Source organism: Bacillus sp. AFS012607 (assembly GCF_002558005.1).
Lineage (GTDB): Bacteria > Bacillota > Bacilli > Bacillales > Bacillaceae_G > Bacillus_A > Bacillus_A thuringiensis_S.
Map to the genome: position 1 here is coordinate 1 of NZ_NTVM01000103.1, position 401 is coordinate 401.

Below are 401 nucleotides of genomic sequence, written 5' to 3' on the forward strand. Positions count from 1 at the left end.
GCTTATGTTCTCGAAGAGCTGGATAAATCGAAAATTAATTTTAAAGAAAAATCTATTGTAAGTAATCTTCAAAATGGAGATGAAACGACTTCTCGTGTTCTAGCACTCTTTGATAAAGAAACGAAAGATAAATCAATTCAAGATACAGCAAAGGATAATGTAATTGCAGCTATTACAGATAATAAGCCACAAGTCACCGTGAATGGAGATCATTTTGCATTCGGTGATCAAAATATTGATTCTTCAGTAGCGAGTATAGGTGATATTCTTCCACCAGAGAAGAAACCAGATACAATTGTAAACCCACCAATTACAACGGAGGGTGAGAATGGTAATACGGAAAATACAGAGCCAGAAAAACCAAAGCCACCAATAGAGCCGGAAAAACCAACAAATCCAGA

1 pseudogene is annotated in these 401 nt (G+C 35.9%); it reads left to right on the top strand.

Going from position 1 to position 401, the window contains the following annotated elements:
• Positions 1-401, top strand: a pseudogene (locus CN409_RS31030) (hemagglutinin); the annotation flags it as partial.